This window comes from Cupriavidus sp. UME77 (assembly GCF_014170355.1).
GTDB lineage: Bacteria > Pseudomonadota > Gammaproteobacteria > Burkholderiales > Burkholderiaceae > Cupriavidus > Cupriavidus basilensis.
The window spans coordinates 1-22885 of the sequence record NZ_LZZU01000009.1; the positions used below are offsets into that span (position 1 = coordinate 1).

Annotated in this window: 17 protein-coding genes; 9 read left to right on the plus strand and 8 right to left on the minus strand. The window is 67.2% G+C overall.

Going from position 1 to position 22885, the window contains the following annotated elements; translation table 11 throughout:
• A partial coding sequence (locus tag A9975_RS03855) for an IS3 family transposase (protein ID WP_183031472.1) occupies nucleotides 1-204 on the plus strand: 204 nt, incomplete at its 5' end.
• A gap of 95 nt (nucleotides 205-299) precedes the next feature.
• Here the strand turns inward: A9975_RS03855 and A9975_RS03860 are convergent.
• From A9975_RS03860 to A9975_RS03870, 3 genes are read right to left on the minus strand one after another with little or no spacing between them, the layout of a single operon-like run.
• Nucleotides 300-995, minus strand: a complete 696-nt coding sequence (locus tag A9975_RS03860; RefSeq protein WP_183031473.1) for a transglycosylase domain-containing protein — start codon at nucleotides 993-995, stop codon at nucleotides 300-302.
• 53 nt (nucleotides 996-1048) lie between these two features.
• On the minus strand, nucleotides 1049-2098 hold the full coding sequence (locus tag A9975_RS03865) for an Ldh family oxidoreductase (RefSeq protein WP_183031474.1): 1050 nt from the start codon (nucleotides 2096-2098) through the stop codon (nucleotides 1049-1051).
• Nucleotides 2099-2123: 25 nt separating this feature from the next.
• Entirely contained in the window at nucleotides 2124-3665 is a 1542-nt protein-coding gene (locus A9975_RS03870; protein WP_183031475.1) for a DASS family sodium-coupled anion symporter, read from the minus strand.
• A 410-nt stretch (nucleotides 3666-4075) separates the two neighbouring features.
• Here A9975_RS03870 and A9975_RS03875 point away from each other — a divergent pair, with 410 nt between their 5' ends.
• From A9975_RS03875 to A9975_RS03890, 4 genes are all read left to right on the plus strand, one after another.
• Nucleotides 4076-4330 (plus strand): RNA-binding protein, encoded by a 255-nt coding sequence (locus A9975_RS03875; protein WP_183031476.1) that lies wholly within the window; start codon nucleotides 4076-4078, stop codon nucleotides 4328-4330.
• Nucleotides 4331-4394: 64 nt separating this feature from the next.
• Nucleotides 4395-5186 carry a tyrosine-protein phosphatase gene (locus A9975_RS03880; RefSeq protein WP_183031477.1) on the plus strand — a complete coding sequence of 264 codons (792 nt, stop codon included), beginning with the start codon at nucleotides 4395-4397 and terminating at the stop codon, nucleotides 5184-5186.
• 245 nt (nucleotides 5187-5431) lie between these two features.
• Nucleotides 5432-7156: a ShlB/FhaC/HecB family hemolysin secretion/activation protein gene (locus tag A9975_RS03885; RefSeq protein ID WP_255503053.1), complete on the plus strand. Its 1725-nt coding sequence runs from the start codon at nucleotides 5432-5434 to the stop codon at nucleotides 7154-7156.
• A gap of 19 nt (nucleotides 7157-7175) precedes the next feature.
• Nucleotides 7176-12935, plus strand: a complete 5760-nt coding sequence (locus tag A9975_RS03890; RefSeq protein WP_183031478.1) for a filamentous hemagglutinin N-terminal domain-containing protein — start codon at nucleotides 7176-7178, stop codon at nucleotides 12933-12935.
• 270 nt (nucleotides 12936-13205) lie between these two features.
• Here the strand turns inward: A9975_RS03890 and A9975_RS03895 are convergent, their stop codons facing one another.
• Nucleotides 13206-14432 carry an acetate/propionate family kinase gene (locus A9975_RS03895; RefSeq protein ID WP_183031479.1) on the minus strand — a complete coding sequence of 409 codons (1227 nt, stop codon included), beginning with the start codon at nucleotides 14430-14432 and terminating at the stop codon, nucleotides 13206-13208.
• A gap of 67 nt (nucleotides 14433-14499) precedes the next feature.
• A complete protein-coding gene (locus tag A9975_RS03900) occupies nucleotides 14500-15807 on the minus strand; it encodes a phosphate acetyltransferase (protein WP_370563839.1) in 1308 nt (435 codons plus the stop codon).
• On the opposite strand from A9975_RS03900, the gene A9975_RS03905 reads away from it, so the two are divergent.
• From A9975_RS03905 to A9975_RS03920, 4 genes are all read left to right on the plus strand, one after another.
• On the plus strand, nucleotides 15724-18117 hold the full coding sequence (locus tag A9975_RS03905; RefSeq protein ID WP_183031481.1) for a DUF3141 domain-containing protein: 2394 nt from the start codon (nucleotides 15724-15726) through the stop codon (nucleotides 18115-18117). The two genes, A9975_RS03900 and A9975_RS03905, sit on opposite strands and share 84 nt — an antisense overlap.
• 51 nt (nucleotides 18118-18168) lie before the next feature.
• Nucleotides 18169-18948 (plus strand): enoyl-ACP reductase FabI, encoded by a 780-nt coding sequence (gene fabI / locus A9975_RS03910; RefSeq protein WP_183031482.1) that lies wholly within the window; start codon nucleotides 18169-18171, stop codon nucleotides 18946-18948.
• Between the two features lie 118 nt (nucleotides 18949-19066).
• Entirely contained in the window at nucleotides 19067-19309 is a 243-nt protein-coding gene (locus A9975_RS03915; protein ID WP_183031483.1) for an RNA-binding protein, read from the plus strand.
• A gap of 98 nt (nucleotides 19310-19407) precedes the next feature.
• Nucleotides 19408-20211 (plus strand): TOBE domain-containing protein, encoded by an 804-nt coding sequence (locus tag A9975_RS03920; protein ID WP_183031484.1) that lies wholly within the window; start codon nucleotides 19408-19410, stop codon nucleotides 20209-20211.
• Between the two features lie 106 nt (nucleotides 20212-20317).
• Here the strand turns inward: A9975_RS03920 and A9975_RS03925 are convergent, their stop codons facing one another.
• The 3 genes from A9975_RS03925 to modA form a co-directional block, all read right to left on the minus strand.
• Nucleotides 20318-21040 (minus strand): ATP-binding cassette domain-containing protein, encoded by a 723-nt coding sequence (locus tag A9975_RS03925; RefSeq protein WP_183031485.1) that lies wholly within the window; start codon nucleotides 21038-21040, stop codon nucleotides 20318-20320.
• Between the two features lie 6 nt (nucleotides 21041-21046).
• Nucleotides 21047-21718 (minus strand): molybdate ABC transporter permease subunit, encoded by a 672-nt coding sequence (modB, locus tag A9975_RS03930; RefSeq protein ID WP_183031495.1) that lies wholly within the window; start codon nucleotides 21716-21718, stop codon nucleotides 21047-21049.
• Nucleotides 21719-21843: 125 nt separating this feature from the next.
• A complete protein-coding gene (modA, locus tag A9975_RS03935; protein WP_370563846.1) occupies nucleotides 21844-22659 on the minus strand; it encodes a molybdate ABC transporter substrate-binding protein in 816 nt (271 codons plus the stop codon).
• Between the last annotated feature and the right edge of the window lie 226 nt (nucleotides 22660-22885).

Here is a 22885-nt window from a genome sequence, read left to right on the forward strand (position 1 = left end):
GCCCCGAGCGAGAGCTTCTTCAACAGTCTGAAAAACGAGCGGGTGCATGGCCAGCGCTACGCCACGCACGAGCAAGCCAAAGACGATCTCTTTGACTACATCGAGATCTTTTACAATCGGAGCCGCCGACACTCCACGCTCGGCTATGTGTCCCCGGCCCAGTACCTCCGGGACTGGGAACACCCACGGGACATGGCGGCTTGACTCCCTTACCCTTGGAAGGCGAAAAACAAGGGGAACCTCAAGATGCCATCGCCGCAGCAATCAAACAGCGACCACCCCCATCACCAATCCATCCCCTACTTCAACCTCAACGGCTCCAACAACGCCGCATCATATTCCCCCCTCCCAATCCTCCCCAACTCCAGCATCCGCAGCAAAATATAAGCCTGCCGTTGCCGGGCGCGCCGGGGATTCACCACCGGGTTATTCGCCGAAGGCGCCTTGGGCAATCCGGCCAGCATTGCGCATTCCGCCAAAGTCAGCTCGCTCACCGGCTTGCCAAAATACGTCTCGGCCGCCTCGGCAAAACCATAAGCCCCTTGCCCAAGGTAGACCTTGTTCATGTAGAGCTCGAGGATCTCGTCCTTGCTCATCGCGTGTTCGATCCGGTAAGCCAGCAGCACCTCATACAGCTTGCGGGTATAGGTCTTCTCGCGCGAGAGGAAGAAATTGCGGGCCACCTGCATGGTGATGGTCGAGGCGCCCTGCGACAGCTCATCGGACAGGTTGGCCACGCCGGCGCGGATCACGCCGACATAGTCGATGCCGTCATGGAGGTAGAAGCGATCGTCCTCGATGGCTACCACCGCCTGGGTCAGCTTGGGCGGTATTTCGCCGATGGGCACGTAGCCGGGCGACTGGCGAAACGTGGTGAGCGCGTCCAGCGTGGGCAGCTGGCGCTGAGCGACGAGCACGGCGAGCGTGCCGAGCAGGGCCGCGCCCAGGATGAGCAGCAGCACCAGCTTGAGAAAATTCGACCAGAGACGTTCCATGGGCCGTATTGTGCCAGCACCGGCCATGTCCCTGCCCAAGCCGCGCCGCCGGTTCAGCCCGCCGGCAGTGCCACGCCAAGTTCCTTGGCCAGCGTTTCCAGGTTGCGCCAGATCGCAGGGTTCACGTCCAGGTGGGTGGTCGTGAGTGCGCGGTTGGCGGCTTCGAACTCTCCCGGGTATTGCACGCTGTCAAAGCCCGGGGCGGGCGGGGTGTCGTGCAGGTAGTTGACGAAGGCTTCCACCTCCGCGCTCTGCCAGCTCAGCCCCAGGTCCAGTTCCGGGTTCATCAGCACCGCGAACATATTGTTGGTGGCCACGCCGCCGCGCGGGTTCTCCGGCTGGATGGTGCCGCCGCCCGACAGCACGCCCGCGAGCAGTTCGGCTACCACGCCGAGCGCATAGCCCTTGTGGCCGCCGAAGGGCAGCAGCGCGCCCGGTTGTTCGCTGAACATGGCTGCGGCATCGGTGGTGGGGTTGCCGTCGCTGTCAATGATGCTGTTCTCCGGGGCGGGCTCGCCTTTTTCGGCCAGCACGCGGGCCTTGTTGATGGCGATGGCGCTGGTGGCGATATCCACCACCAGGGGCGGGCGGCCGTTGGGCATCGGCCCGGCGAAGCACAGCGGGTTGGTGGTCAGCCGCGCGGTGCGGCCGCCGTAGGGGGCCACCACCGGGGAGCGGTTGATCACATTGGTAAAGCTCAGCAGCACGAAGCGCTCCTTGGCCACCATCTCGCCATAGTGCCCCATGCGGCCCAGGTGGTGCGAGCGGCGCAGCGTGACGATGCAGTGGCCGTGCTGGCGCACGCGCTCGATGGCGCTCTCGATGACGCGCTTGCCTACGTGCTGGCCGAAGCCGCCATTGCCGTCGAACACCAGCAGGCTGTCGCGGTCGAGCACGCATTCGGCGCGGCCCGCCGGGTTGACGTTGCCGGTTGCAAGCGAGCGCCGGTAGTTGGGCAGGATCGACAGGCCGTGGCTGGTGTAGCCGCAGCGGTCGGCCTCGACCAGGTGCTCGGCCACGTCGTTGGCGATGTCAGTCGGCACGCCTTGCGCGGCGAGCAGGTCGCGGGCGAGCCGGGTGGCGAATTGCAACGTAATCTTCATGTTTGTTCCTTGTCCCGGTGTGCGATCAGATCCAGCCCAGCCAGCGCCAGTAGGTGGCGGCGAACAGCAGCATCAGGGCGTAGCCGATCACCGTCACGGGGATGCCGACCTTGGCGAACTGCTTGCCGTTGAAGGTGTCCGTGCCCAGGCAAACCATGTTTTGCGGTGCATTGATCGGCAGGATGAAGCCGAAGCTCACGGTGAAGCCGAGCAGCATCGTCAGGCCGATCTGGTTGATATCGCCGGGCAGCGTCTGCAGCACCGAGATCAGGATCGGCAGCAGCGCCGCGGTGAGCGCGGTGGCGCTGGCAAAGCCGAGGTGGATCAGGATCAGGAAGGCGGCCAGGATGGCGAACACCAGGATCGGGCCTTGCGTGGCGAGCCCGGAGTTGGCCACCACGAACTTGCCCAGCCACTGGCCGGCCTGCGTGGTAAGCAGCGCGGTGCCCAGGCTGATGCCTACCCCGAACACGATCAGCGTGCCCCAAGGCGTGCGTTGCTGCATGGTCTTCCAGTCCATCACGCCAATGCGCGGCATCATCAGGATCACCAGGCCGACGAAGGTCACGGTGGCGGTGTCGAACTGGTGCAGCTTGCCCTCGGTCGCCCAGAACAGCAGCAGCCCGATGGACACGGCGGCAAGCCGCTTCTGCGGGCCGCTCATCGGGCCCAGCCCGGCGAGTTCCTTTTGCACGGCTTCCTTGCCGCCGGGGATGGCCTCGGTCTCGGCGGGCAACAGGAACCGCACCAGGAAATACAGCACGACCGACATCACGATGGCCCACGGCGCGCCGGCGATCAGCCATTGCAGCCAGGTGATGCGCTCGCCCAGCAGCTTGTCCATGAAGCCCACCGTCAGCAGGTTCTGCGCGGCGGCGGTCTGGATGCCGACGTTCCAGATGCTGGTGGCCATGGCCACGGTGATCATGATGCCGCCGGCGATATTGGATTTCTTGTCGACCCCGAAGGCCGCGATCACGCCCATCATGATCGGCACCACGCAGGCGCTGCGCGCGGTGGCGCTCGGCACCACCAGCGACAGCGCGATGGTCACCACGATGCTGCCGATCAGGATGCGCCGCGTGCTGGTGCCGATGGCCGACAGCGTGACCAGCGCGATGCGCCGGTCGAGCCCGGTCACCGTCATTGCCGCCGAGATGAAGAGGGCGGCGGCAACCAGCGCTAGCGCGGTGTTGGAGAACCCTGCCAGCGCCATGCCGAGCGCGCGGGAGGTGCCGTATTGCGTGGCCGGGTCGGCCACCGTGGGCGCAAAGCCGATCAGTGCGGCCATCAGCGACGTGATCATGATGGCGCTGGCCTCGTAGGAGACCGCCTCGGTGATCCACACCACGATGGCAAAGGCGAGGATCGCCAGCATGCGATGTCCCGCCACCGGCAGGTCCGGGGGCAGGGGCAGGGCGAGTATGCCGATCAGTACCAGGACGGCGGCGTAGAGCCCCCATGGTGTGGATTTGCCGGGCGCGGCTTGCGGCACGGCGGCAGCCACACCGATAGCGGTGGGGGCGGCTGCGCGGACGGCTTGGGTTGGAGTGCGCGGGTCTGTCATCGCTTTCCCTTTTCTTGTCTTGTTGATCTTGGTTCGACACGGGAAGGCGGACGTCACGCGCGGGGCAGATGGCTAGCCTGTGACTGGCAGGGTGGCGGCGTCGTCCGGTGGTGTTCCGTGAAGACCTGGCGGAGGCGGGAGACCGGCTTGCGGCCGGGCTGCCGCGTTCGACATGGGGAAATTATCGTGCCGGCCAACGGCGGCTGTCGAGAGTGGATCCGGGCGCATATGACGCGGATCAAAGAACCGGCTCGCACAGGGAAATTTCGATGCGCCAAGCGGTCAGACTTTCAGATCGTTGCGATACAAGGGATACAAGGGCTTGCGGGCGTTGCGCAGCGAGTGCAACAACCTGCGGCCCCGCACGCCGCGAGCCGCGTGAACGTGATCTGAAAATTTTGGAGTGCAAGATGAAGGTTTTAGTGAGAGGACTACGTGCCGAAGTCGACGCATCGGCGCTGCGCACGGCGCTGGCCGCCTACGTGCGGGTCAAGGACATCGAGTTGATCCGCGAGGGCGACGGCGCGCATCCCTGGGCCTGGGTCGACCTGGATCTCGACGATGTGGACCCGATGAGCGTGTGGAAACTGGTGGCGAAGCTCGATCGCCGTTATATTGCTGGCTGCCATACGCGCTGGCATGTGCCGGCCTATCGCGCGCGCTGAGCCGCCGCCACGTGCGGTGCGGCGCGCGCGCCACCGAACGACAAAGACAGGGCAGGGACACACGATGCAGGAAAACTTGGCCGATGCGCCATCACAAGGCGCCGGCGTGCCGGGCAACGCAGCGCTTGCGCTGGACAATGTGGTCAATCTGCGCGACCTCGGCGGCCTCGCCACGCGCGATGGCCACCGCGTGCGTGCCGGCAAGCTGTTTCGCAGCGGCAACCCGGGCCTGGCCAGCGCGGCGGATATGGAACGGCTGCGCGCATTGCGGCTGGACATGGTGATCGACTTCCGCTCGGCCGGTGAGAAGACCGCCGCGGAAAGCCCCTTTGGCGAGGCTTTCCGCTGGGTCGCCGCACCGGTGCTCGAAGGCAGCATGTCGATGGCCGAGCTGATGCCGCGTTTGCGCGACGGTAGCGCGGAGCAGATGGAGGCCTTCATGCTGGAGGTCTATGGCGACTTTCCGCGCAAGTACCAGGCGGCCTTTGGCGGCTTCCTGAAGACTGCGGAGCAGGGCGGCAACCTCCTGTACCACTGCACCGCGGGCAAGGACCGTACCGGCTTTGCCTCGATGTTGCTGCTGGCCGGCCTGGGCGTGGAGCGCGACATCATCATGGCCAACTACCTGGAATCGAATCACTGGAACCAGGGCTTCAACCAGAAGATGAGCGCCGGCGCGGCGCAGTTCGGCGTCGATCCCGCGGTGATGTGGCCGCTGCTGGCGGTGAAGGCCTCTTACCTTGAAGCCTCGATGCACGCCATCGAGCAGGACTACGGCGGCATCGATGCCTACCTGGGCGACGTGCTCAAGGTGGATGCCGAGCGCTTGCGCCAGGCCTATCTCGTACGCGCTTAGCGATCCTTGTCTCCAAGGTGCTTGGCGAGTGCGTCCTCCCGAGCGCGTCATCCCCCAACGGACCGTTAGCGCCGTTAGTGCACCGCCGGCCATCGTAGCCGTGCGAGGCGGACGGCCGGCGCGACTATAGCCCAGCCGTGGTCGCTTGCGGGGTTGTTTTTGCCAATGTCAGGACTTGTCAGCTTTTCAGGCTGGCCGTTGGATAGAGTCGGAGCCTATATAAAAGTCTCTGATTCCATTCTCCAATGCGTAGTCCTATTTCCTGTTCTTACGGCCGGGTGCCCGCCGGTGTGCGGCAACTGGTGGGTCTGTGCCTGAGTGCCCTGGCGGCCGGTCCTGTCCTCGCCCAGACCCCGCCCGACGCCGGCGCGCTGCGCCAGCAGATCGAGCCCGAGCTGCCGCCGGCGTTGCCGCGGCCGGTGGCGCCGGACCGCGCGGCGCCGCCGCCGATGCGCCAGCGCGGCGAGGCTACCGTGACGGTCAAGGCCTTCCGCTTTGCCGGCAACAAGCAGATAAGCGAGGCGCAGCTCGCGCCGGTGGTGGCCGGCTTCCTGAACCGGCCGCTGGACTTCAGCGAGCTGCAGGCCGCCGCCGCCGTGGTGGCCGAGGCCTACCGCGCGGCGGGCTGGGTGGTGCGGGCCTACCTGCCCGCGCAGGACGTGCGCGAAGGGGTGGTGACCATCCAGGTGGTGGAAGGCGTGTTCGGCGGCGTGCGCATCGAGGGCCAGGGCCCGCAGCGCGTGAGCCGCGAGCGCATCATCGCCGGCTTCGCCGCCCACCAGCCCGTGGGCCAGCCGTTGAATACCGAGACGCTGGACCGCGCGCTGCTGCTGGCCAACGACCTGCCGGGCGTCTCGCTGGTGGGGCGGCTGCAGCCGGGCGCGCAGGAGCAGGAAACCGACCTGGCGTTGAATTTCGTGGAAACGCCGCTGGCGACCGGCAATGTGGCCATGGACAACCAGGGCGCGCGCTCCACCGGCGCGGCGCGGCTGGTGGGCAACGCCAGCGTGAACAGCCTGGCGGGCTTCGGCGACCAGCTGCTGGCCAACGGCTTGCTGAGCGAGGGCTACCGCTACCTGCGGCTAGGCTACACGGTGCCGGTGGGCTACGACGGCTGGCGCGTTGGCGCCAACGCCTCGCGGCTGGACTACCGGCTGGTGGCGGATGACTTCAAGGCGCTGAACGCGCGCGGCAACTCCAACACGGTAGGCCTGGAGGCGAGTTATCCGCTGATCCGCGCGCGCCAGCGCAACCTGTACTTCGTGGCCAATTACGACCATAAGACCTACGACAACGAGGCCAGCCAGGTCACCACCAGCCGCTATTTCGACAACACGCTGAGCCTGGGCCTGAGCGGCAACCTGTTCGACAACCTGGGCCGGGGCGGCGCCAACACCGCCAGCGCGATTTTCACCGGAGGCAACCTGAACCTGGGCCAGTCGCCCACGCAGGCCGCCGACGCCATGACGGCGCGCACTGCCGGCCAGTTCCTGAAGCTGCGCTACGGCATGTCGCGCCAGCAGGTGCTGACCGATGCACTGTCGGCCACGGCCATGCTGTCCGGGCAGATGGCCAGCAAGAACCTGGATTCGTCGGAGAAGTTCTACCTGGGTGGCCCGGGCGGTGTGCGCGCCTACCCGATCGGCGAGGGCGGCGGCAGCGAAGGCCAACTGGTGAACCTGGAACTGCGCTGGCGCCTGCCGTATGGCGTGTCGCTGTCTGGCTTCTACGACTGGGGTCACGTCACCGTCAATCGCGACAACAACTTCCCCGGCGCGCCGCTGGTCAACAGCTACCACCTGCAAGGGGCGGGGTTGGCCGTGCAGTGGCAGCCAGGGCGCGGCGTGAACCTGGGCGCGACCTGGGCGCACCGCATCGGCGGCAATCCGAGCGCCACGCCGTCCGGCAAGGACCAGGACGGCTCCCTGATCAAAAACCGCGTCTGGCTGACCGCCAGCCTGTCGTTCTAAGTTTCCCGGAAGTCCGTCAATGAACAAGATCTATCGCCTGATCTGGAGCGAACTCGTGCGTGCCTGGGTCGTCGTGGCAGAGACCGCGCGCAGTCGCGGCAAGGCCAGCCGCAGCGTGGGCGTCGTCGCAACGCGCGCCCGCCTGGCCATCAAGCCGCTGGTGGCGGCGCTGGCCGGCATCGGCCTGGCGCATGCCGCGCCGCCGGCGCCGAACCAGCTGCCCACCGGCGGCCAGGTGGCGGCGGGGCAGGCCAGCATCAGCACCAGTGGTAACACGACGAACGTCACGCAGACCTCGCAGAACGCGGTGGTCAACTGGCAGAGCTTCAACGTGGGCAGCGCGGCCACGGTCAACTTCCAGCAGCCCTCGGCGGGCGCGGCCATCCTCAACCGCGTGCTCGACAGCAACCCAAGCCAGATCTACGGCAGCATCAACGCGCCGGGGCAGGTGTTCTTCGTCAACCCGGCGGGGATGTACTTCGGGCCGACCGCCAGCGTCAATGTGGGCAGCCTGGTGGCGACCACGCACGGCATCACCGATGCCAACTTCATGGCGGGCAACTACCGCTTCACGCGCAACGGCGCCACCGGCAGCATCGTCAACGACGGGCAGATCACGGCCGCGCTGGGTGGGTACGTCGCACTGCTGGCACCGGAGGTGCGCAACCACGGCGTCATCGTCGCGCAACTGGGCACCGTGGCGCTGGCCGCGGGCGAGGCCTACGAATTGCAGTTCGGCGGCAACCGCACGCTGGCCAATATCCTGGTGACGCCGGCGACCATCGCCGCGCTGGTGGAGAACGGCAACGCCGTGCGCGCGCCGGGCGGGCTGATCATCCTGTCGGCGCAGGCGGCAGACCGCCTGCAGGGCGGCGTGGTGCGCAACACCGGCACGCTGGAGGCCACCGGCTTGAGCAGCGACGGCGGCACGGTGCGCCTGCTGGCCAGCGATGCCATTCAGCAAAGCGGCATCATCAACGCGGACGCCGCCGCGCAGAGCGCGGGCAAAGGCGGCACCGTGATCGCGATCGCCGACCTGGGCAACGCCAACAGCCTGACCACGGTGGATGGCACCATCAGCGCGCACGGCGGCAAGCTGGGCGGGGACGGCGGCTTCGTGGAGACGTCGGGCTCGCACGTGAAGATCGTGGATAGCGCGACGGTGGATACGCGCGCGCCGCAGGGCAAGACCGGGAACTGGCTGATCGACCCGAACAACTACAACATTGCCGCGTCGGGCGGCGACATCACCGGCGCGGCGCTGAGCGCGAAGCTGGCCACCAGCAATGTCACGATCAGCTCCACCGATGGCGCCTCGGCGGGGACCAGCACGACCGACAACGGCAGCATCAACGTCAACGATGCGGTGACATGGAACGCCAACACGCTGACGTTGAATGCGCAGAACAATATCAACTTCAATGCCGTGGCCAGCGTGAGCGGGCAGGGCTCGCTGGCGATGAACACCGGCACCTCGGTCAGCGGCGGCACCGTACGGATGGGAGTCAGCCTGAATGGTGGTGGCTTCACCGGGCGTGTCGATTTCAGTTCGAGCGGCAGCCTGGTCATCAACGGCAATACCTACACGCAGATCAAGTCGCAGTCGGACTTGCAGAACCTGCCGCTGAACGGATACTACTTCCTGGGCAGCGACGTGGCGCTGAGCGGCGCGTTCACGCCGATTGGGTTGGCGGGTGCCAACCTCGGGGCCTTTACCGGGGCATTTGACGGACTGGGGCACCGGATCACCGGGCTTGAGATCAACCTGCCGACGACGGACAAGGTAGGCTTGTTCTCGCAGAACAGCGGAGCCATCCGCAATGTCGGCCTTGTGCTCGGCCCTGGAGGCGTGACCGGGCAGGGAGAGGTCGGGGCCTTGGTCGGCTATGAATTCCAAGGCACAGTCGGCAATAGCTACGTCAGCGGCAGCGGGAAAGTCTCGGGCTCGGCCGACGATGTCGGCGGGTTGATCGGGCATATCACGCTGGGCGGCGTGACGCATAGTTATGCCACGGTTGACGTGACGGCTCCAAACTCGACCAACGTAGGTGGCCTCGTCGGTTTTGTCGAGAACACCGCGGACGCCCAGATGATGTACGGCAACTACTTGTCTTGGGGGCTGAACTGGGATTACGCAACCGGATCGGTCACCGGCAAGTTAGGGGTCGGCGGGCTGTTCGGGCAATACGTCAGTCCATTTTCTGATTACCTGTCGGCCTCTTTTGCCACAGGAGCGGTCATTGGGGGCGACGCTGTTGGTGGCCTGATCGGGATCGCCCTGGGGCACATCGAGCAAAGCTATGCCACGGGCTCCGTATTGGCCAACGGTGTCAAGTCCTATGCTGTCAGAGCAGGTGGCCTGGTCGGCTATTCAAGCTCGACGCTGATCCTTAACAGCTATGCCACGGGAGACGTCACTGCGACGATTTCCGGCAAGGGCTCGGCCTTTGCAGGTGGATTGGTTGGGCAATTGGAAACTGCCAACCTGCCCCTGCAACAGATCGATACGAGCTATGCGAGCGGGCTGGTAAACAATGGTAGTGGAGGCGGCCTGATCGGCGGGGCGAACGGCTACCTTCCTCCCTCCAATACCGTGTGGGGAGTCTGGAACGATCAAAACAAGCAAGCCGTTGCGCAGGTAGGAGGGATCGCGTTGACTCCAGCGCAGATGAAGGATCCCACCAATGCGGCATGGACAAAGCTCCTCCAGACGACCCAGACCATCACCAAGATTTCCACGCCTGCAAGTGATACCACCGCCAAGACGCCGATCTGGGGGGCGGCTGCGTCAGGCACCAGCACGCCCGTACTTTGCGTTTTCGGCGGGTGTGCCACCAGCTCCAGTTCGGGTTCGTCGAGTGGCTCCAGTTCGTCTGGCGGCTCGGGTTCGTCTAGTGGATCGGGTTCGTCGAGCGGTTCGGGTTCATCGGGTAGCTCAGGTTCGTCGAGTGGTTCGGGTTCGTCGAGTAGCTCGGGTTCATCTAGTGGTTCAGGTTCGTCGAGTGGCTCGGGTTCCTCCAGCGGATCGGGCTCTTCTAGCGGTAGCGGTTCATCCGGCAGCTCGTCGGGAGGCCCTGGCTCGTCGGGTGGATTCCCGGTTCCGATTCCGCCGCCTCCGGCGCCGGCCCCCGTTCCCGTGCCGATGCCGTCGCCGCCGCCACTGGATTCGCCCTCCGCCAGTTCGAGCGGCAGCAGCGGTTCGTCGAGCGGTAGCTCCAGCGGCGGCAAGCCCGATGACGCGGGCTCGTCGAGCGGTAGCGGTTCGTCATCCGGGAGCAGTGGTTCGTCCAGCAGTAGCTCCAGCGACAACACGGGCGATGGCACTGGCTCATCGAGCGGCAGCGGCTCGTCGGGTAGCGGTTCTTCGTCCGGCAGCAGTGGCTCTTCCAGCGGTAGCTCCAGCGGCAACACGATCGACGGCGCGGGCTCATCGAGCGGCAGTGGGTCGTCGGGTAGCGGTTCTTCGTCCGGCAGTAGTGGTTCGTCCAGCGGTAGCTCCGGCGGCAACACGACCGATGGCACTGGCTCATCGAGCGGCAGCGGCTCGTCGGGTAGTGGTTCTTCGTCCGGCAACAATGGTTCGTCCGGCGGTAGCTCCGGCGGCAACACGACCGATGGCACTGGCTCATCGAGCGGCAGCGGCTCGTCGGGTAGCGGTTCTTCGTCCGGCAACAGTGGTTCTTCCAGTGGTAGCTCCGGCGGCAACACGATCGACGGTACTGGCTCATCCAGCGGTAGCGGCTCGTCGGGTAGCGGTTCATCGTCCGGCAACAATGGTTCTTCCAGCGGTAGCTCCGGCGGCAACATGAGCGATGGCACTGGCTCATCGAGCGGTAGTGGCTCGTCGGGTAGTGGTTCTTCGTCCGGCAACAGTGGTTCTTCCAGCAGTAGCTCTGGCGGCAACACGATCGATGGCACTGGCTCATCGAGCGGTAGCGGCTCGTCCGGAAGCGGTTCATCGAGCGGCGGTGGCTCGTCGGGTAGCGGTTCGTCGTCCGGCAACAATGGCTCGTCCAGCGGTAGCTCCGGCGGCATCGCGAGCGACGGCGCGGGATCATCGAGCGGTAGCGGCTCGTCGGGTAGCGGTTCTTCGTCCGGCAACAGTGGTTCGTCCAGCGGTAGCTCCGGCGGCAACACGATCGACGGCGCAGGCTCATCGAGCGGTAGCGGTTCATCGGGTAGCGGTTCTTCGTCTGGCAACAGTGGTTCGTCCAGCGGTAGCTCCGGCGGCAACACGATCGACGGCGCGGGCTCATCGAGCGGTAGCGGTTCATCGGGTAGTGGTTCTTCGTCTGGCAACAGTGGTTCTTCCAGCGGTAGCTCCAGCGGCAACACGATCGACGGCGCGGGCTCATCGAGCGGTAGCGGCTCGTCGGGTAGCGGTTCATCGAGTGGCAGTGGCTCGTCGAGTAGTGGTTCTTCCTCCGGCAACAGTGGTTCTTCCAGTGGTAGCTCTGGCGGCAACACGAGCGACGGCGCGGGCTCATCGAGCGGTAGCGGCTCGTCGGGTAGTGGTTCTTCGAGTGGCAGTGGCTCGTCGGGTAGTGGTTCTTCGTCTGGCAACAGTGGTTCTTCCAGCGGTAGCTCCAGCGGCAACACGATCGACGGCGCGGGCTCATCGAGCGGTAGCGGTTCATCGGGTAGCGGTTCTTCGTCTGGCAACAGTGGTTCGTCCAGCGGTAGCTCCGGCGGCAACACGATCGACGGCGCGGGCTCATCGAGCGGTAGCGGCTCGTCGGGTAGCGGTTCATCGAGTGGCAGTGGCTCGTCGGGTAGCGGTTCTTCGTCTGGCAACAGTGGTTCGTCCAGCGGTAGCTCCGGCGGCAACGCAACCGACGGTACTGGCTCATCGAGCGGTAGCGGCTCGTCGGGTAGCGGTTCATCGAGCGGCAGTGGCTCGTCTGGCGGTAGTTCATCGAGCGGTGGATCGAGTTCGTCTAGCGGCAGCTCCTCGTCGTCGGGCGGCAGCGGTTCGTCCGGTGGTAGCTCCAGCGGTAGCGATACATCGAGCGGTGGATCGGGCTCGTCGAGCGGTAGCTCCTCGTCGTCGGGTGGCAGCGGATCGTCTGGCGGCAGCTCGTCGTCGTCGAGTGGCAGCTCCTCATCTTCGGGCGGCAGCGGTTCGTCCGGCGGCAGCTCCAGCAGCGGTTCAGGCTCGTCGTCGGGCGGCAGTGGCTCGTCGAGCGGCAGCGGTTCGTCCAGCGGTAGCGATACGTCAGGTGGTGGCGCCAGCTCGTCGGGCGGCAGCTCCTCGTCGTCGAGTGGCAGCGGTTCGTCCGGCGGCAGCGGCTCGTCCGGTGGTAGTTCCAGCGGCGGCGACACATCGAACGGTGGTTCGAGCTCCTCGAGCGGCGGCACCTCGTCGTCAGGCGGCAGCGGCTCATCCGGCGGTAACGTCGCCGGTGGTGACGCATCGACCGCCGCCGCAGGTTCGAGGGCGCCTGCCGACGATCCGCATGGCATCACGGTCACGGTGAGCCTGAAGGCAACCGGCAATCCGTCGGACCTCATCGCCGTGTCGGTGCCGAAGGATATGGCCAGGCCGGGCAGTCACTTCCGGTTCGCGTTGCCCGCGCAGGCAATTCCTGGCGCCGCGAATGGTGCCGAGGTGAGTGCGACGCAAATGGACGGAACGGCCTTGCCGGCATGGCTGCGCTTCGCGTCGCCATCGCGCGCGTTCACTGCCACGTCGTTGCCGGCTTCGGCCCTGCCGCTGCAGGCTGTCATGACGGTTGGCGAGGTGCGCATCCCGCTCGTCATCACGGAGCGGAACCAGTAATTGACGTCGATGGAGGGGGGAGAGCAATGCCGGAGCGGGGCGCGCCATGGGTTGGCGGCCTTCCTGCTCGCGCTGACCGATCCTGCGCATCGGCCGGGCCTTCGGTGACCGCTTGGTCGCCGAAGGGCTGGCATCCAGATCAGTCGCGCCAAGATCGGCATGGGCCTGCACTGCCCTGTCCAACGCAATGTTCTGGATACGTGCGCCGAATCCGCATTGCAAACGTCAAACGTAGGCCGTTCGCGCTCAAGCTCTAGCGTCTCGGGAGCGCTACGCGAGCGCGTTCTGCTCCATCATGATGCGTGCGGTATTCAGCGCGATCATGCCTTCCTCGTCGGTAGGCAGTACCAGGACCGGCACACGGCTGTTGTCGCGGCTGATGCGCTGGCGGTTTTCGTTGTTGGCGCCGGCGTCCAGGCTGATGCCAAACAGCTCCGCCAGCCGCGCGCAGATCTTCTCGCGCACGGGCGGCGAGTTGGCGCCGATGCCGGCGGTGAACACGAGCGCATCCAGGCCGCCCAGCGTGGCCGCCAGCTTGCCGACTTCCTGCGCCGCGCGGTAGGCGTAGAAATCGATCGCCAGGCGCGCGCGTGGCGCGTCGCTGGCCAGCAGGGCGCGCATGTCGCTGCTGACGCCCGACAGTCCCTTCAGCCCTGACTCCTGGTACAGCATCGTCTCGATATCCTTGGTGCTCATGCCTTGCTGCGACAGCCACAGGATGGCGCCGGCGTCGATGGCGCCGCAGCGCGTGCCCATCGGCAGGCCGTCGAGCGCGGTCAGGCCCATGGTGGATTCCACGCTGCGCCCGTCGCGCATGGCGCACAGGCTGGCGCCGTTGCCCAGGTGCGCCACGATCACGCGGCCCTGTGCCAGGTCGGGCGCGATCTGCTGCAGGCGGCGCGCGATGTACTCGTAGGACAAGCCGTGAAAGCCGTAGCGGCGGATGCCGCGTTCGAAATATTCGTAAGGCAGCGCCAGCAGTTGCGCCAGCGGGTCGTGCCCGGCGTGAAAGGCGGTGTCGAAGCAGGCGACCTGCAGCAGCGCCGGCACGGCGGCGCGCACCGCGCGGATCGCCGTGAGGTTGTGCGGCTGGTGCAGCGGCGCCAGCGGGATCAATGCTTCCAGCTTGGCAATGACGTCGTCGTCGATCTTCACGGCAGCGGAGAAATCCGCGCCACCATGCACCACGCGATGGCCGATCGCCACCGGCGGCGCATCGCGCAGGCCGATGCTGAGCACCAGCCGGATCAGGCGGAAGGCCGCGTCGTGATCCGTCACCTGCGCCACCGGAAAGCGTTCGTCCGCGACCACGCGGCCGTCCGCCATGCTGGCGGTAAGGCGCGGCGACACGCCGATGCCTTCGATCTGCCCGTGCGCGCTGAGCACCGGGTTGATGTCGGCATTGGCGTGCGCAGCCTCAGGCACGGCGTACACCGAGACCTTGACGCTGGAGGAGCCGGCATTGACGACGAGGATGGTGGGGTGGGTGGCGCTCACGCTGGCAAGCCTCCTTGTGACGGTGACGTTGACTGTGACTGAGACGGCGACCGAGACGCCGGGGCGTTCAGATCTTGCTGGGTGCCTGGCCGGTGCGGCGCGCATGCGCCAGCAGCACGGCAATCGCGCAACTGCCGATGCGCGCGCGCACGCTGTCGGCGCGGCTGGTGAGGATGATGGGCACGCGCGCGCCCAGCACGATGCCGGCGGCTTCGGCGCCGGCCAGGAAGGTGAGCTGCTTGGCCAGCATGTTGCCGGCTTCCAGGTCGGGCACGAGCAGGATATCGGGATCGCCCGCGACCTCGGAGACGATGCCCTTTGTCACCGCGGCTTCACGGCTGATCGCGTTGTCGAACGCGAGCGGGCCATCGAGGATGCCGCCTTCGATCTGGCCGCGCCGGCTCATCATGCACAGCGCGGCTGCGTCGATGGTGGAGGGGAGCTTGTCGGTCACGGTTTCCACCGCCGAGAGGATGGCCACCTTGGGGCACTCGATGCCGAGCACGCGCAGCAGGTCGATCGCGTTGCGGCAGATATCGGCCTTGTCGTTGAGCGTGGGAAAGATATTGACGGCGGCGTCGGTGATGAACAGCGGCTTGTGATAGCTCGGCACGTCCATCGCAAACACATGCGAAAGGCGCCGCCCCGTGCGCAGGCCAGTGGCGGACGCGGTGACTTCGTGCAGCAGCTCATCGGTGTGCAGGCTGCCCTTCATCAGCAGCTCGGCCTCGCCCGCGCGGATTGCCGCGACGGCGCGCGCGGCGGCGGCATGGCTGTGCGGCGCGTCGATCAGCACGCTGTCGCCAAGGTCCAGCGCATTGGCGTCGGCCACCTGGCGGATGCGCGCCTCGGGCCCGATCAGCAGCGGCACGATCAAGCCCAGGCTGGCCGCCTGCAGCGCGCCGCCGAGCGAGGAAGCATCGCAGGGATGTGCCACCGCGGTGGGAATGGCGGGCAAATCCTGGCAGCGCGCCAGCAGGACGGAGTACTTGTCGGGCGTGTGGGTCATCGGCGTTCCGGTGCGTCGGGTTGCGGTGCGACCGCGCGGACATGCTGCGTCGCGCAAAAAACAAAGGCCAGTATAGGCGAAGTTTCCTGCGCCACGATGACATTGGCGTGTACCTTGCGCCAGGTCATCCCGGCCCCGGATCCGCCCATGCTGCGGGTTGTCAAGCGCGATGCGGGCTGGTAGATTGCGCTGTGCTGCAGGGCAGCAATTCCGTGCGATCGCGTGGAAACGACTGCCTTCGGCGCCACACCGTAGAACGTAGAACGTAGAAGGGGAAGCCGAGTGAACGCACGTGATCCCGTCATCCATGCCGGCACCGCCGCCGGCGTGCCACCGCTTTTGTCCGATGCGTGGTCCTACGCGCATGACGCCTGGCAGCGCGCCATCCTGTTGCTCGACATCCTGCGCGAGCGCGGCAACCAGACCTTCGAGCACGAGCGCGAGGGCATGCCACCGGTGCTGATCTTCGAGCACGAGGTGGTGATCGACGCGCGCACGCTGGCGCAACCCGCCAACTACGCGCTGCTGCGCATCCTGCCGCCGCCCGGCATCGTCACCGACGACACCAAGCGGCCCTTCGTGGTGATCGATCCGCGTGCCGGGCATGGCCCGGGCATCGGCGGCTTCAAGATCGACAGCGAGATCGGCATCGCGCTGCGCAGCGGCCATCCCTGCTACTTCGTCACCTTTTTTCCGGTGCCTTGCCCGGGCCAGACCATCGAGTGCGTGGCGCGCGCCGAAGCGCTGTTCCTGCTCACCGTGGCCGAGCGCCATCCGCAAGCGCAGGGCAAGCCGTTCGTGATCGGCAACTGCCAGGGCGGCTGGGCGCTGATGATGCTGGCGGCCGCCGCGCCGGAACTGGTCGGCCCCATCCTGCTGGCCGGTTCGCCGCTGGCCTACTGGTCGGGCGTGCGCGGGCGCAATCCGATGCGCTACAGCGGCGGGCTGCTGGGCGGCTCGTGGCTGTCGTCCCTGACTTCGGATCTCGGCAATGGGCGCTTTGATGGGGCCTGGCTGGTGCAGAATTTCGAGCAGCTCAATCCGTCCAACACGTACTGGAAAAAGCTCTACGACGTCTATGCGCAGGTGGATACGGAGCGCGAGCGCTTCCTGGACTTCGAGCGCTGGTGGGGCGGGCACTTCCTGCTCAACCGCGCCGAGATCGACTGGATCGTGCAGAACCTGTTCGTTGGCAACCACCTCACCGCCGGCGAGGTGCGCAGCGCGGATGGCAGCGTCGCGGTGGACCTGCGCAATGTGCGCTCGCCGATCGTGGTCTTTGCTTCCTGGGGCGACAACATCACGCCGCCGCAGCAGGCGCTGAACTGGATTCCCGATCTCTACGCCAGCGTCGACGAGATCGTCGCCAACGACCAGGTCATCGTCTACTGCCTGCATGAAAAGGTCGGGCACCTCGGCATCTTCGTCTCCGCCGGCGTGGCCAATCGCGAGCACACCGAGCTGTTCTCGGCGCTGGACCTGATCGACGTGTTGCCGCCAGGGCTATACGAGGCGCGCATCGAAGACATCGCGCCGGGCACCTCGCACCTGGAACTGATCGAAGGCCGCTACCTGATGCGCTTCGAGCGCAGGACCATCGACGACATCCTCGCGCTGGACGATGGCCGCGACGACGAGCGTGCGTTCGAGGTGGTGCGCCGCGTGGCCGAAGTCAACCAGCGCCTGTACGACACCTTCGCCTCGCCGGCGGTGCAGGCCGCATCCAACGAGCTGAGCGCTTACACGATGCGGCAGATGCATCCGGCCCGGCTGGAGCGCTCGCTGGCGTCGGATGCGAATCCGTGGATGGCGTGGATCGCCGCGCTGGCGCCGTCGGTGCGCGAAGCGCGCCAGCCGGTGGCGCCGGACAATCCCTTCGTCACGCTGGAGCGCGCGGTGTCCGACACCATCGTGCGCACGCTTGACGCGTGGCGCGACCAGCGCGATGCCTTCCAGGAGCAGCTCTTCGAGGCGTTGTACCAGTCGCCATGGCTGTCCGCGCTGATGGGCTTCTCGCCTGGCGCCGAAAAGCGCGGCCCGCCGCCGCTGAGCGCGGCGCTGCGCCAGGAGCTGGCCGCGCGGCGCATCCATGAGGCCGAGGCGGGGATCGAGCAGGGCACGCCGCTCGATGCCTTCATGCGCATCCTTTGCTTTGTGGCGGACGAGAACACCAGCATCGAGGAGCGGCCCTTCAACCTGATGCGGCAGATGGCGCGCGAGCACCTGGAGCAGCAGCCGGACATCGCCACGGTCAAGGCCGCGGTCAGGCGGCAGAGCATGATCGTCGGGCTGGACGCCGCGCGGGCCGTGGCCGCGCTGCCGCTGCTGGTGCCGGACAGCGCGCTGCGCCATCGCATCATGATGGCGATCCATCGCATCGTGACCGTGGTGGGGCCGCTCGAAGGCGCCCGCCTGGCGCGCTATCGCGAGGTGGCGCGCGTGCTGGGCACCGACCATACGGCGCGGCAAGCTGCGCAGCCCTCCACCGCGGCGCCCCCGGCGCCCGCACCCGTGGAAACGCCGCGCACGGTGCGCAGAGCCGCTTCGCCGGAAGCCAGCGCACGCGTTCGCAAGGCAGGCACGGCAGTGGCCGGCGCGGCCAAGCCGGGCAAGGTGGCCAAGCCGCTCAAGACGGGCAAGCCTTCAGCGCGGCGCAACGTCAAGACAGGCAGCTGAACCAGGCGGGCGGCGCCATCGGGGCCGCGCATTCATTAAGCGAGGGACATCATGGTGCAAGTACCCAATCCCCCATTGCTGGGCGCGCGCGTGCTGGTGGTCGGCGTGGCCAACGCGGAGTCCATCGCGTGGGGTTGCGCGCGGGCCTTCCGCGAGCTTGGCGCCGAGCTGGCGATCACCTATCTCAACGACAAGGCCTACCCGCATGTGGCGCCGCTGGCTGAATCGGTGGGCGCGACGATCCTGATGCCGCTCGACGTGGAGGACGCGGGCCAGGAGCAGGCGCTGTTCGAGCGGATCACCCGGCAATGGGGCCGGCTCGACGTGCTGGTGCACTCGGTGGCCTTCGCGCCCAAGGACGACTTGCAGGGCGGGCTGCTCAATGCATCGGCGGCCGGCTTCGCGCGGGCCATGGACGTGTCCTGCCATTCCTTCGTGCGCTTGGCGCGGCGCGCGGTGCCGCTGATGCGCGAGGGCGGCAGCCTGTTCGCCATGAGCTACGAGGGCGCCAACCGCGTGGTGCCGAACTACAACCTGATGGGCCCGGTCAAGGCGGCGCTGGAGGCCTCCTGCCGCTACCTGGCGCACGAACTCGGCCCGAGCGGCATCCGCGTGCACGCCATTTCGCCGGGGCCGCTCAAGACCCGCGCGGCGTCCGGGCTCAAGGATTTCGAGCAATTGCTGGCGGATGCCGCGGGCCGCGCCCCGCTGGGCGAGCTGGTCGACATCATGGATGTCGGTTTTGCCACCGCCTACCTGGCGACGCCCTACGCGCGCCGGATTTCCGGCAACACGGTGTACGTGGACGGCGGCGCGCACATCATGGGCTGACTGCCGCCAAGGGCGCGATGCGTGGCCCACGGCCCGCGTCGGGCCGCCTACAATGAGCAAGACAACGCAGGCACGCGCTGAGCGCCACGTGCGCGCTGCCTCATATCGGGAGCAAGACATGAAGGTACTCATCCGGGGCCTGCACCGCGATGTGACCGAACAGATGCTGCGCGACAAGCTGGCGACCTACGCACCGGTGAAGTCCGTGGAACTGATGCGCGAGGGCGATCCGAACCACCCTTGGGCCTGGGTCGACCTGGATATCGATGCGTTCACCGCGTGGCGCCTGCTGCGCCAGCTGGATCGCCAGTACTTCGCCGGCAGCATGATGCGCTGGTATATCCCGGCTCACCAGGGCTGATGCGCTGGCAAGTGAGGCCGCGCGCCGCCGCGCTTTGGCATTAAGATAAGCGGCTTCTGCCACTTTGCTGCGCTGCCACGCGGTAGCGCCATTCCCGCATGCTAGAACTCGACGGCGCGATCTGGTTTCGCTCAGGTTCCCAGGACTGGGGCGGGCGCGAACGCATCGCCCTGCTGGCCGCGATTGGCGAGCACGGCTCGATCACCGCCGCCGCCAAGGCGGTCGGGCTGAGCTACAAGGGCGCCTGGGATGCCATCGACGCCATGAACAACAGCGCGGGCGAGCCGCTGGTGGTACGCGCCGCCGGCGGCAAGGGCGGCGGCGGCACCGCGCTGACCGAGCGCGCGGCCAGCCTGATCCGCACCTACCGCGCGCTTGAGCACGAGCATCGGCTCTTTATCGAACACCTTGCCAGCCTCGGCAACGTCAGCGAGACGGCGCAGGAGGACCTTCACCTGATGCGGCGTTTCATGATCAAGACCAGTGCGCGCAACAAGCTCTTCGGCAAGGTGGCCGCGATCCGCGGCGGCGCCGTCAACGACGAGGTCACGCTGTCGCTCGCGGGCGGCCAGCACGTGGTCGCCACCATCACCCACGAAAGCGTGGAGACGCTGGGCCTCGCGCCCGGCGCCGAAGCCTTCGCGCTGATCAAGGCTTCCTCGGTCCTGCTGGGGCTCCCCGATCCCGGGCTGCGGCTCTCGGCGCGCAACCAGTTGCCTGGCAAGGTGACCCGCGTGCTGCCGGGCGCCGTCAATGCCGAGGTGGCGCTGGAGCTGGATGGCGGCGGCACCGTGGTGGCCGTTGTCACCAACGACAGCGTGAGCGCGCTGGGGCTTGCCGAGGGCAGCCACGCGCTGGCGATCTTCAAGGCGTCGAGCGTGATCCTGGGCACCATGGGCTGAGCCTGGCGCGCGTCAGCCGGGCACCAGCGGCTTGCTCAGGCCGACGGCCATGGCGTGCAACGGGGGCTTGAGTTGGCCTCACTGATCCGGCTTCACTGAGCCAGCCTCAGACCACGTGCGCCGAGGCGGGCGCGTAGACCTGCGGATGCCCTTTCACGGGCGCGGCGCCAAAGATGCGGCCTTCGCGCACTTCCAGCACGTGGTCGCCGAGGGCTTCCACGTCGTCGGGGTCGTGCGAGATCACCAGCATGGGCACTTCCAGGCTGGCTTGCAGCGCGCGCAGCTCGGCGCGCATGCGTATGCGCAGCGCCGGGTCCAGCGCGGAGAACGGCTCGTCCAGCAGCACGATATCGGGCCGCGCCGCCAGCGCGCGCGCCAGCGCGGCGCGTTGCTTCTGGCCGCCGGAGATCTCGCCGGGATAGTTGCCGGTGATCGCGCCAAGGCCAAACGCATCGATCCAGCGCTGCGCTTCCGGGTGGTGCGTATTGCGGCGCGGGTTGCGCCAGCCGCGCTCCAGCCCGAAGGCGATGTTCTGCGCGACCGTCAGATGCGGGAACAGGGCGTAGTCCTGGAACAGGTAGGCCACGCGCCGCTCCTGCGGGCGCACGTTGACGTGTGTCTCGCTGTCGAACAGGGTGCGGCCGTTGAGCACGATGCGGCCGCTGTCCGGCGTGAGCAATCCGGCGATGGCGCGCAGCGTCAGGCTCTTGCCCGCGCCGGAGGGGCCAAACAGCGCAATGCGCTTGCTTGCCGAATCGAAGGCGATATCCAGCCCGAACCGGCGGTCGGCGGAGCCGAGTTGCTTGCGTACGGTGACTTGCATGGTCATGGCGGCCTACCGGTACATTTTGCGGGTGGGCGGCACCAGCCGCCCGGCGGCCACCAGCAGCACCACGCAAGTGAGGGAGGTGACCAGCACCAGCACGTTGGCGGTGTTGTCGTCGCCGGCCTGCACGGCTTCGTAGATGGCAACCGACAGCGTTTGCGTGCGCCCGGGCAGGTTGCCCGCCACCATCAGCGTGGCGCCGAACTCGCCCAGCGCGCGGGCAAAGGCCAGCAGCACGCCGGCGATGATGCCGCGCGACGCCAGTGGCAGCGTCACGCGAAAGAAGATGCCGGCCTCGGACGTGCCGAGCACGCGCGCGGCATCCTCGAGCTGCGAGTCAACCCCTTCGAAGGCGGCGCGGGCCGACTTCAGCACCAGCGGGAAGGCCACGATGGTGGAGGCCAGCACCGCGCCTTGCCAGGTAAAGACCAGTTCGATGCCGAGCCGGCCGAGCCACTCTCCGAACACGCCGCGGCGCCCGACCAGTACCAGCAGGTAGTAGCCGAGCACGGTCGGTGGCAGCACCAGCGGCAGCGTGAGCAGGGCGTCGACCACGTCGCGCGCGGCCGATTGCCAGCGCGACAGGGCAAAGGCCGCGCCCACGCCCAGCACGGTGTTGAGCACGGTGGCCCAGCCCGCCACTTTGAGCGACAGCGACAGCGGGACCCAGACAGCTTCCAGGGAGGTCATCAGCATAAACGCCTGCCGGCGGAGCCAAGCAGGCGGCAAGGTGGATTCAGGTTGGCGGCGCGCCCGGGCTGCGGGCAAGGGTCAGGGACTATGGCTTGCGGCCTACGGATTACAGCTTACGGTTTGAGAAAACCATACCTGGCCAGCACCGCTTGCCCTTCCGGCGACGTCACATAGCCGAGGAATGCCGCGGCTTGCTCGGGCTGCCTGGAGTGCGAAGTGATGGCGATCGGATACGTGACCGGCTGGCGCGTCGGTACCCGCAGCGCCACCTTGACCTTGTCGGGCATGATCGCCGCATCGGTGGCGAACACAAAGCCGGCATCGACTTCGCCACGGGCCACGTAATCCAGGCTCTGGCGCACGTTTTGCGCCATCACGCCCTTGGCCGCGACCGCATCCCACACGCCCGCTGCTTCCAGCGCGCCCTTGGTGTAGCGGCCCACCGGCACCGACGCCGGGTTGCCGAAGGCCACGCGCTTGAACTCGGGGCGGGTCAGGTCCTGCAGCTTGCCCGCTTCCAGCTTGCTGTCAGCCGGCAGGATCAGCGCGAGCTGGTTGGCGGCAAAATCGCGGCGCGACGCAGGCTGCACCACGCGCTCGGCCACGGCCTTGTTCATGGCGTCCTGGTCGGCCGAGGCAAACACATCGGCCGGCGCGCCGTTGACGATCTGCTGCATCAGCACGTCGGAGGCGCCGAAGTTGAGGATCACCTTGGTCTGGGGGTGCGCGCGTTCGTAGGATTCGGCGAGCGACTTGAAGGCATTGGTCAGGCTGGCCGCGGCGGAGACCACCAGGTCTGCGCCGAAGGCGGCCGGGGCGGACAGCGCCAGGGTGGCGGACAGCAGCAGGCCGGCCGCCAGCGAGGCGGCGCGTCGGGCGCCACGTGGCTGGCGGGACTGGGCAGGCAACGGAGCGGAGATCGGGAGCATGGGCATGGCGGGGCGCGGGTGGCCGGAAGCGGGTTGGATAGCGGGCGGGCCAGGCCGGAATGTGCCCGCCAGATGTGCCCGCCAAATGCGCAATATATGACGGTATATAACGCGGCGTCAATGGCACATTGGGTTGGGACAGGGCATATCGGCGGGCCGTGCGGGCGCGCCAGCTGCCAGCGGCCCGTCGTCACGGTGGTGTAACGCACGCGTCACTCTGCTGCCA